Annotated in this window: 11 protein-coding genes; 3 read left to right on the top strand and 8 right to left on the bottom strand. The window is 45.3% G+C overall.

The window, feature by feature from the left end; translation table 11 throughout:
• The 5 genes from P8O70_16820 to umuD form a co-directional block, all read right to left on the bottom strand.
• A partial coding sequence (locus tag P8O70_16820) for a sodium/proton-translocating pyrophosphatase (GenBank protein MDG2198503.1) occupies positions 1-1,305 on the bottom strand: 1,305 nt, incomplete at its 3' end.
• A gap of 54 nt (positions 1,306-1,359) precedes the next feature.
• Positions 1,360-1,554, bottom strand: a complete 195-nt coding sequence (locus P8O70_16815; GenBank protein ID MDG2198502.1) for a hypothetical protein — start codon at positions 1,552-1,554, stop codon at positions 1,360-1,362.
• Positions 1,555-2,133 (bottom strand): Fe-Mn family superoxide dismutase, encoded by a 579-nt coding sequence (locus P8O70_16810; protein ID MDG2198501.1) that lies wholly within the window; start codon positions 2,131-2,133, stop codon positions 1,555-1,557. It lies immediately after the preceding gene.
• A 260-nt stretch (positions 2,134-2,393) separates the two neighbouring features.
• A complete protein-coding gene (locus P8O70_16805) occupies positions 2,394-3,671 on the bottom strand; it encodes a DUF4113 domain-containing protein (GenBank protein ID MDG2198500.1) in 1,278 nt (425 codons plus the stop codon).
• Entirely contained in the window at positions 3,652-4,122 is a 471-nt protein-coding gene (umuD, locus tag P8O70_16800) for a translesion error-prone DNA polymerase V autoproteolytic subunit (GenBank protein ID MDG2198499.1), read from the bottom strand. The genes P8O70_16805 and umuD overlap by 20 nt, the downstream gene beginning before the upstream one ends.
• Before the next feature lie 220 nt (positions 4,123-4,342).
• On the opposite strand from umuD, the gene P8O70_16795 reads away from it, so the two are divergent.
• Positions 4,343-4,726, top strand: a complete 384-nt coding sequence (locus P8O70_16795; protein ID MDG2198498.1) for a hypothetical protein — start codon at positions 4,343-4,345, stop codon at positions 4,724-4,726.
• A 16-nt stretch (positions 4,727-4,742) separates the two neighbouring features.
• Here the strand turns inward: P8O70_16795 and P8O70_16790 are convergent, their stop codons facing one another.
• Positions 4,743-4,946, bottom strand: a complete 204-nt coding sequence (locus P8O70_16790) for a hypothetical protein (GenBank protein MDG2198497.1) — start codon at positions 4,944-4,946, stop codon at positions 4,743-4,745.
• A 24-nt stretch (positions 4,947-4,970) separates the two neighbouring features.
• Here P8O70_16790 and P8O70_16785 point away from each other — a divergent pair, with 24 nt between their 5' ends.
• Both P8O70_16785 and P8O70_16780 read left to right on the top strand, forming a co-directional pair.
• Positions 4,971-5,477, top strand: a complete 507-nt coding sequence (locus P8O70_16785; protein MDG2198496.1) for a copper chaperone PCu(A)C — start codon at positions 4,971-4,973, stop codon at positions 5,475-5,477.
• A 391-nt stretch (positions 5,478-5,868) separates the two neighbouring features.
• The gene (locus tag P8O70_16780; GenBank protein MDG2198495.1) at positions 5,869-6,387 is read left to right on the top strand and encodes a hypothetical protein; all 519 of its coding nucleotides are present in this window, start codon (positions 5,869-5,871) and stop codon (positions 6,385-6,387) included.
• A 1,078-nt stretch (positions 6,388-7,465) separates the two neighbouring features.
• Here P8O70_16780 and P8O70_16775 read toward each other — a convergent pair.
• Positions 7,466-7,960, bottom strand: coding sequence for a hypothetical protein (locus P8O70_16775; GenBank protein MDG2198494.1), 495 nt, complete (start codon positions 7,958-7,960; stop codon positions 7,466-7,468).
• A 738-nt stretch (positions 7,961-8,698) separates the two neighbouring features.
• Positions 8,699-9,479, bottom strand: a 781-nt coding sequence (locus P8O70_16770; GenBank protein MDG2198493.1) for a pentapeptide repeat-containing protein, incomplete at its 5' end; no start/stop codon positions are given.

Raw genomic sequence — 9,479 nt, 5'->3', positions numbered from 1 at the left:
CAGAGTGCTGAGCATACCCAAGGCAGCAATCGCTACTCCGTACATCCCACCAAAGTAGAATGGCACATAAATGCTGACAGCAATCGCTAGAATCGACCCGACAGAACTGTGATAACCAAGTGCCAGGCCAAAAATTATGTTGGTGGCTGCCCCAGTTTCCGAAGCTTTAGCTACTTCCCGAACAGGTGCGAAGTCGTGGGATGTATAGTATTCTGTTAGGAGACCAACAGCCAGTCCAGCAACTGCACCAGCGAAGTAACACCAGTAAATACCAAGATTGGTATATTCTGAGCCACTGATCACGAAGGTCGCAGGCAGAGCCCACTTGGTCACGAAGAACATCACGACCACACTGAGAATCGTGGAGATGATTAACATCTTCTTGAGAGTTGGAGCCACGTCTTTCTCTTCTTGCACCCTTGCTGTGAACATCGTGGCTAGCGCTAATGGAATACCAATCGCGGTGATTAGGATCGGGAAAAGCAAAGCTTCCAGATTTGTGGCAAAAGCAACAGCACCAATCACTAGCGCAGCACAAGTACTTTCAGCACAGGAACCAAAAAGATCTGCGCCCATTCCGGCCACATCACCAACATTGTCACCAACGTTATCTGCAATCACTGCAGGATTGCGTGGGTCATCTTCTGGAATCCCTTGCTCTACTTTACCGACTAGATCTGCGCCAACATCTGCAGCCTTGGTAAAAATACCTCCACCCACACGACCAAATAGGGCAATCGAGGAACCTCCCAGACCAAAACCTGCCATGACTTCCATGAGGATGTGCGTATCTACTCCAGAAGGTAGCAAGCCCACCAACATCAGGTACACACCCATCAGTCCGAGCACGGCCAAACCAACCAAGCCGAAACCCATCACTGCACCAGACTGCAAGGCAACCTGAAAAGCACGGGAGATCGATGTTTTTGCTGAAACTGTCGTGCGTGCATTGCCAATCGTCGCAATCTTCATTCCGATAAAGCCAGAGACCATAGACACACCGGCTCCAAGCAGGAATGAGAGCGCTGTATACAGACCCTCGTTCAAATTGGCAGTGTGTGGATCATCCACTAAAAATGAGATCAGGACTGCGAATGCCACCATGAAATAGATCATGTAGCGATATTCCTGGGTCAGGAAGGCCATCGCTCCCTTGGAGATCGCACCGTGAATCTTGCGCAGGCGTTCTGCTTCAGCAGGGTCAGAGATGCCCTGAGTCAATGGAATTTGCGAGACCTGACGGGCATAATACAGGGCGATCAGCAGCCCAAAGACCGACAGGACCAAAATGAGCGAAATGGTCATGAGAGACTTACTCCGTTGAGAAATGAGGTGGAAACAGAAGGAAAGGAGTGAAGGCTAGACGCGCTTGTAGCGTGTTCCGGACTTCTCTGGTGCAGGCCACGCCTCCGAGGCTCCATGCTCTTCCAGAGGAGGAGTCGCCAAATGGAAAGCCGCTAAGTGTAAGAAACTGCTATTGAAATTGCAAGGATTGATTTGCTGCGAGCGAGGGCAGACCGCAACAACAAAAGCGGTCTGCAAAAGAGAGATCAATCAGCTCATGTTGTCTGTGACAAAGTCCCAGTTCACGAGATTCCAGAAGGCCTCCAGATACTTTGGACGAGCATTGCGATAGTCGATGTAGTAGGCGTGTTCCCAGACATCACAGGTCAGCAATGGTGTACTTGCTCCGGTCAGAGGAGTTGCTGCATTGCTGGTGTTCTCCAGCGCCAGCTTACCATCGGAATTCTGCACCAACCAGGTCCATCCGGAGCCGAAGTTGTTGACCGCCGAATTGGTGAACTGCTCTTTGAACGCATCAACAGAGCCGAAGGAGCCCTGTAGCGCTGAAGCTAGTTTGTCATTGGGTGCTCCACCTCCATTGGGGCTCAGGCAGTTCCAGTAGAAGGTATGATTCCAAACCTGGGCTGCATTGTTGAAAACACCGCCACTGGACTTACCGACAATATCTTCTAAGGACATGTTCTCGAATTCTGTGCCGGGAATCAGACCGTTGAGCTTAGTCACATAGGTTTGATGATGCTTGCCATAGTGAAACTCTAGGGTCTCAGCAGAAATGTGTGGTGCGAGGGCATCCATGGCATAGGGTAGGGCAGGGAGTTGGTGTTCCATTGAGATCCTTTCAGAAAGACTCGTGTTAGTAATCCCTCGACAACTGCGTCGAAGGCGGTGGCGAAGCGTTGCTTCCCATTAGGTAAACAGAAGTGTAACAGAAACCGACCAAAGTCCAAGTTTGAGTCGATGAACACTCAAAACTTGTTGTATCAACCTACAAGGAAAAGCTTAGGCAAAGCTTCCACGGTTGCAATGAAGGTTATTTGGTCCGTGGCAGGAAAGACATTTGTTAAACAACTGGGGAGCGCCTGAGCAGATCAGCGGAGTCCGATTACTGGCAGTTCAGGCCATTGAGTGGTGTAGCGTGGGGATCGATGTTGCTGGAGTGGCAACCCTTTGGCTCCTGTCAAGGTGTGAGCCAACTGTAGCACATTACGTCCCCAACGTTGCTGAAGTCCTATGATGGCTTGCTGCAGTTCTGCTCTCGGTTGCCACGCTGTGTCCATATTCCAGGAAGGCTGATCGGGTTCCAGACCGAAGAGCATTACCCCACAGCGCGTATAGGCCACACCCGAGCGATAGGCCTGTTCCAATAGTGCAAAGGCACATCGTTGGAGTTCCCACAGATCATCCGTTGGTTCGATGACCGCTTGTCGGCTACCGAAATAGCGAACTTCTCTGTGAAAACGACTGGTGTGTAGAAAGACCTGGATTCCACTTGCCCTCAAATGATGCCTGCGCAAATGCTCCCAGCCACGTTGCAGGTATCGTCCAAGGGCTGGACGCAATTCTGTCAGCTGGTAAAGCGGTTGACCGAAGGAACGACTACGCACCAGTGACCGCGGGGGTGGGTTCGTTTCCTCCAAGGAAAGACAGGGCTCTCCACGTAGCTCCAAAGCGATTCGCTGCAATACCACATTGGCGACAAGCCGGATCATTGCAGGATCAGCAGCTGCCAAGTCTGCAGCATTCTGCCAACCTTCGGTTTCCAAGCGCCTTGCCCAACGCCTACCAATGCCCCAGATATCCGTCAATGGGGTCACTGAAAGCTGCTGTTGACGAATTTCTGGATCGTCCGGCATGGACCAGATCCCTGCGGCTTCCTTGCGCCGTTTGGCCTGTCGATTGGCCAACTTGGCCAGTACCTTCGTTGGAGCCAACCCAATCGAGACAGGAATGCCCGTATCTCGCAGGACCCGTGCCCGCAATTGTCGAGCGAAGGCTTCTCGCTCTGTCTGTTCGCTACCGGGAATCTCGATGAAGGCTTCATCGATTGAGTAACGTTCCACCCGTGGACACTGAGCCTCCAGCGTTTGCATCACCCGCTGGCTGAAATCCCCGTAGAGCGGATAGTTGCTGCTGAAAACAACAGCCCCAGCCCGACGCAACTCTGGTCCACACTGAAAGTAGGGAGTCCCCATCGCCACCCCCAATTGCTTGACCTCCTCGCTACGGGCAATCACACAGCCATCATTGTTGCTGAGAACTGCTACCGGCACCTGTGCCAGGTCTGGCCGAAAGACTCGCTCACAGGAAACGTAGAAATTGTTGCAATCAACCAGCGCCAGGCAGGGTTCAGAGCTTGTGGATGACATAGGTCACCACTCCCCAGACAGCAAAGGCATCATCTACAGTCACTTGGATGGATTCATAATTTTCGTTTTCCGGACGCAACTCAATCTGACCTCCATCCTGCCAAAGCCGCTTGAGGGTAAATTCTCCATGTAGCGAAGCAATCACAATCCGGCCCTTGCGTTGCTCGATTGAACGATCCACTACCAGCAGGTCTCCATCGAAAATTCCAGCCTGGATCATTGAATCTCCAGCGGCTCGGACAAAGAAGGTTGAGGTAGGATGGGGAATCAGATGCTCATTGAGATCCAAGCGTCCTTCCAGATGATCTTCTGCCGGTGAAGGGAAACCCGCAGAGACTCCCATACTGAAGATGGGCAGTGAGCTTTCGGCACCAATTTCCAAGCCATGTATTGAGGCGATGCTACCATCCGTGACCAATGGACGACGGCGTGGAAGAACGGAGATCGACATTGGGGCAACTCCTTCCTGAATAAGGGTTCAAACAAATCCGCATCTGGCCATGAAAAGAGTTTGCCAGTCGACCGTTATAACCGACTACAACTGTTGAATGCGCTCATTGACCTGCCAAACCAATTCTCAGTTCAATCAAAAATCCTAGAATTTTGTGGAGAGTGCGCTAGGCTTGGGAGAACAATATTTCTGAAAAAAAGTTATCTTTCCCAACAGGTGCATGAGCACAAGTTATCGTTCAAGAAATCTTCGTAGTTTGGCTGGAGCACTGGCTGTATTGCTGCTGATTTGGCTCAGTGTGATCCCAGTGCATGTGCAGCATGTGGATGGATTCCGCACACCAACAGGTGCTTTTGTCTCTGCAGACTTAGCAGAGCACCTGGATTGTCTCCCCTTCCCACTGACTCCCGTTTCTACTGATACAGAACCGTGCCCCGCCCTGCTAGCTTGGAACGCTGGGAGCGCCACACTTGTTCTGCCTCCCATGGCCCCAATCCTTGGGCCGGTTCTAGTCCACATACTTGGTACTCTCCCCTACCAGTCTCCTTTTATTGCCAAGGCTTGGCTAAGTCTGGCTTCTCTGCGGGCTCCTCCTCCATTCTGATCCATTCTTGCCAAAATTACTGAGCATCTGTTGTTTTCCTTGAAACTCTGAAGAACATCGGACGTTTCGAAATACTCTCTGTGTCACTAGCTACCTGTGATTCGATCACTTCAGGTCCTTTGATCATCTGGGCAGTGAAAGGAGAGAGTGAAATTTTTCTCTGCAGTGGAACCGGAGGACTGAGCTTTAGTGCTCCGGTTCCGTTCAAACTGTGGAGCAACTACTCCTGAGTGAAGAATCAACAATGAAACAAATTTCAAAAATATTTGGCTTATTCATCAGCTTGTTGTTCATGCTGGACATTGGTGTTATGTTCGCGCAGTCCATGGCTGAAATGGGTGTCACCAATGGTTGGATTCGGGCGACACCTCCCAATGCCAAGATGGGAGCTGCCTACCTGACCGTGATGAATCACCAAGATCAGGCAGATGCCCTGATTGGGGCAAGTACACCCTTGGCTGAAGTAGTGGAAATCCACAACGTCAAGGAAGAGAACGGCATGCTGAAGATGTACCCTGTGGATTCCCTTGAAGTTCCTGCAAAGAGCATGGCGATGCTCAAGCCTGGTGGCTATCACATCATGCTGATCAACTTGAAGCAGGCACCTAAGCTTGGAGAATCACACACGCTGACTCTCCAGTTTCGGCAAGCTCCAGATGTAGTCGTAGAGTTGCCCGTACAACAGAGTGGGGCTACTTCTGGAGATGATGAGAAGTCCTCGGTGCACCACCACCATTCACACAAAAACTAGTAGATCTGCAAACTACATTTCAGACTTGGAACTTAGGCGTTGATTCGTTGGTGAATGAAGAACTACAAAGAGGTTTCCAACATTGATCTGGGATTATTGCAGCAGGAATTTTGTGGTTTGGAGTAGCCAGCTTTTCCAGAAATCCTAACAACTTTCTGTAAGTATCTAGGCAATCAAAGCTAACAATCCAACACAGTGATGTAGCAATCTTCAGCGCATCAATTAGGATTGCTTAAAATAGAATCGGAAGGCTACCAAAAAAGGAGCTCTTATCGCAAACTTGGACTATAATCCAAGCAAAGATTGGAACTGGGAGCAAGAAGACTTTGAACCATTCAAGAACAAAGGAAGAGCTGATCTCCTTATCTTGGCAAAAGAGACAGGCAACAGAATGAAAATCATATTTCTAGTCATTGTTAGTGCTTATGCTGTAATCGCTTCAAGTGAGAGAATCCATGGACAGGAGCAACGTTTTGAGGCTACACCTCCCCAATGTGATCAGAGCTCTGACACTACAAATACAACCAAGACTACGGCAGATCTCGATTACTTTATAGCACAAGGTAAATTTCGTACTGTGGATGATCTAATTCCTCCGGGTTGCCTTGCTCAACTGATGACAGAATTGAATGGGGACGACAGCGTAGCTGCAGTATTTCTAAGCAGGACAAGGCTGAGAGGCTGTATTGACGCTAACTACCCTTATCCTGGTGGCGATGAGGAGAAAATTGACTATCAAATTGTTTCAAAAATGGAGAACGATACCTACAAAGTACGGGTATGCCAGAGCGTAGATGGAAGTCTGCGGGAATCCTGTAGCAAGATTATTGTACGATTTGTCAACCGCCCTTACCAGAACAAAGATACACTTGTCTGTGTACTCTCACTTGAAAAACTTGGAGAATTTTAATGTCGCATCAATCTCAAAATTCTGAATCCAGTTGAGGTTCAACCCCATTCTGAGAATGGCCTGCCATTTTACTCCGACAACAACACCTAACGATACTAAAGTTTGCTGTAAGACCCGAATCTCCTAGACCGATCAATTCGGCAAATCAAGATTGCCATGATGCCTTGAGATCAGCAAATAATCTTAGTTCAAAAGTCTTTAAAGTATCAATTACCTCGGAAGCTTCCAAACTTAACCTACGACACAAGTCCCAATATCCGAATTCACAGCTGTAGTCTGTCTATACTACTGGGATGAGTAGGCCCTCTAACATTCTGCATGTCTGGTATTTTAGCAGCTATAACTCCTCAATCTTTCCGCTCATTTCAACATGATCAGGATAACTTAAGTTTTACTGCTTGTAGATGTTATTGGCTTCATCGTCAGAACTGTCGATGATAGGATGTGCATCATCGAACCAACTATCTTGGAGTGTGGGAAAGCAACTCAGAAAGATCAAAGCACCCGCGATAGCAACACACGAGAGTATAATTGGTGGGTATGAAAGACATGTTTGTTGTCATTCTGACTAGAAGCGAGAAATGCCCCAAAGGCACACACCAAGTAAGGGTATGATGAGAAGGAACCGACCGTAGTAGGCAGAGTTTGAAAGGCGTTTGTCCCCACAGTTAGGGCAGACAGTTTCCAGATGATAATGTCTGTCGGGTCTTTGAGCACCACAGGCAGCGCAAGGGATGTAATTTTCTAATGATCCCCATTCGCGTTTTTGCTTAGATTTGCCTTTTTGACTGACAGTTGCTGGATCTTGTGGAACACCGCACTTGGGGCAATGCAATGCTAATGTAGATATCTGAATTTCTCTACAGTTAGGGCAGGTCTGAAATTTATCGCTATTCATTTCCCCACCTTTTCAGAGAATACTAGCGTATTCTTCTTTGTGCAGTGGTATTGTGACAATTAGTCCGTACCAGCATAGAAAATAACATTTGCGAGCAGGGAAGAAATTGCTCTTCAATTCGTTTCAGTTCAAATAGTCCTTACATCAAAAACAAGGACTCCACCTAAAACAAAATTTACTTCACGCCTGATCATCCTTTCTCATTGTCGGTGGAACGTAATTTTTTGCCCAATTCCCATATTTCCAAAAGAACAGTCCGAGTCCTATGGCAATCAAAGGGAAAATTAAATCAGCTAAGATACTCATTACCTGTACGTCTTGGTAGTCACCAAAGTCATAAAATACTAAAACCACATCACCTTCATGATAACCTGTAAGGCAATTTCTATCCCCCCAAAATTCTAAGGATTTTCCATTTCTTGAACTAAAAGAAACTTTGGGCTCTTGACACTCCTTAATAGGAAATCCTCCAACACTCATGAAATCTGTTTTAAAATCAACAACTACTCCAATGCTTCTTTCTGATATAATTAAATTACCAAAAATTTGATAGATCGATATCAATACAAAACTAAGGAGACCAAAACTAAAAAGTCTAGTGATGTAAAAAGTTACTAAATTATTAATTTTTTGTTTCTTTGGATCAGAATGATAATAAGTACCTTCGTCTGACATATTAAACTTTGAAGATTAAGAATTTTTGGTATTAGAGTATCCTAACTTTCTCAAGTTTTCTACTTGCCCCTATATATACTGTAAATGAGCAATATGAGTAGAGGGCAGATGAGATAGTATCAGAGACGACTGCAAAGCAAATTGAGTTGGATTGTGACAATATATTCTGATAATAATTCTTCAAAGGAATAAAGTGCTGAAAGATAAATTAAAAAATCAGTCCTAAGGCAAAACATAAAATCCTAAAATATGAAGAATAAACACTTTACTTCAGAGAAAGATTCGTTAAGATTCACAGCTGTCGTGAAATTCAATGATCTATCCATGACCAATTTTTTCGAAACAATTGATTTGTCGCAGGCACAGCCGATAGAAGATATTTTTAGGAGTAACAAAGAGAAACTTCCAAAATATTTAGATTTATTTTTTTGAATAAAAACTATTTCTTCTTTGCTGTTAGATTGAGAGTTTTCATTTGCTGCTAGATGTAAAATAATTGTCTACATACTTGGAAAAGTATCGAATAACCCAATGATTAGTACTGAAGAATAAAAATTAGACAAACACAAAAAATAAAAACTTCGATTTTAGTAAAAAGACTGACGTTATCTCCTAATGCAAAAGGCAACAGAAATGAAAGTAAAGAAAGATTCTTATTTAAATAGGGAAGCAATAAGAGTGTAAACATACCTTACAAACAATAAAGCCCACATAATAATCTAAACATTATGAAAGAAGTTAGGGTTTATCAAGTAATACAATCTTTTCGTAGAGACTTGGATCAATCTGGATAAGGGCCATACCTATGGAGGTATATAAGGAAGTTAGTTTAGCGCCTTCATTCCGACTCATAGTGCAAAATTCTTGTGTGTATTCAATAATCAAATCACTGTTATCTTCTACTATATTCGAGGCTATCTCTAATCTACTAATCAAATCATTGAGTGAAAGATAAAATAGATTAAAAGCTTCGGCTTCATTCATATTCAATGCATCAAAACAACTAGTTGATCTAAATGTATTAAGTTCATTCGGTTCATCTTCTTTCTCCTCTAATGAGACTATACCACTACTTACTGGTTCTTCGGATTCTTGAAAATCTGATTGATCTAGAAGTGCACTTTCTAGATTCACAAGTCTATCATTCAAATTGGTTACAAGCGCGCCTCTAAGATCTGCACCACTTAAATTGGTGTTAGAAAAAATCACATTACTGAGATCTGCATTTCTCAAGTTCGAATTACTTAAGTTGGTATTTGTAAGATTGGCATTGCTTAGGTTGACACTAGTCAGATCAGAACCACTTAGATTGGCACCAGCCAAAACAGAATTGCTAAGGTCGGCTTCAATTAGAACGGCATTCACCAACTTTGAACCATTAAAATCTACACCCTCGAGATTAGCATTTTGAAAATTTGAGCTACTCAAATCAGAATTAGCAATTATACTATCTTTTACATTGGCACCGGAAAAGTCTCCCTCCGTAACTTTTGACCAACTAAGATTGGATTGGTGGAGG

This window comes from SAR324 cluster bacterium (assembly GCA_029245725.1).
GTDB lineage: Bacteria > SAR324 > SAR324 > SAR324 > NAC60-12 > JCVI-SCAAA005.
Note: the sequence above shows the minus strand (reverse complement) of the source record. Positions and strands in the feature narration are given on the sequence as shown.

Excerpts from the sequence above, each read along its gene's own strand:
- P8O70_16805 (MDG2198500.1), bottom strand. The coding sequence starts at position 3,671 with ATGTCATCCACAAGCTCTGAACCCTGCCTGGCGCTGGTTGATTGCAAC.
- P8O70_16795 (MDG2198498.1), top strand. The coding sequence starts at position 4,343 with ATGAGCACAAGTTATCGTTCAAGAAATCTTCGTAGTTTGGCTGGAGCA.
- P8O70_16785 (MDG2198496.1), top strand. The coding sequence starts at position 4,971 with ATGAAACAAATTTCAAAAATATTTGGCTTATTCATCAGCTTGTTGTTC.
- P8O70_16780 (MDG2198495.1), top strand. The coding sequence starts at position 5,869 with ATGAAAATCATATTTCTAGTCATTGTTAGTGCTTATGCTGTAATCGCT.
- P8O70_16775 (MDG2198494.1), bottom strand. The coding sequence starts at position 7,960 with ATGTCAGACGAAGGTACTTATTATCATTCTGATCCAAAGAAACAAAAA.
- umuD (MDG2198499.1), bottom strand. The coding sequence starts at position 4,122 with ATGTCGATCTCCGTTCTTCCACGCCGTCGTCCATTGGTCACGGATGGT.
- P8O70_16810 (MDG2198501.1), bottom strand. The coding sequence starts at position 2,133 with ATGGAACACCAACTCCCTGCCCTACCCTATGCCATGGATGCCCTCGCA.